1 pseudogene is annotated in these 236 nt (G+C 67.4%); it reads right to left on the bottom strand.

Annotated elements, in window-relative coordinates:
* Nucleotides 1-236: pseudogene (locus EIY87_RS00005) on the bottom strand (cytochrome ubiquinol oxidase subunit I); the annotation flags it as partial.

Raw genomic sequence — 236 nt, 5'->3', positions numbered from 1 at the left:
CCGAAGAAGCCGATCTCGCCCTCGGTGTGGATGCGCTCGATCATGTGCGGGTAGTGCAGCTCGAACGCGGGCCGCTCGGAGCGGATCCGGGGCAGCTCGGTGAAGTTGTGCCGCGGCGGCGGGCAGGACGTCGCCCACTCCAGCGAGTTGCCGTAGCCCCACGGGTCGTCCACCGTGACGATCTCGCCGTACCGGTAGCTCTTGAAGACGTTCCAGATGAACGGCAGCGTCGAGGC

The organism is Amycolatopsis eburnea (assembly GCF_003937945.1).
Classification (GTDB): Bacteria; Actinomycetota; Actinomycetes; order Mycobacteriales; family Pseudonocardiaceae; genus Amycolatopsis; species Amycolatopsis eburnea.
This window is presented reverse-complemented; position numbering and strand designations above follow the sequence as displayed.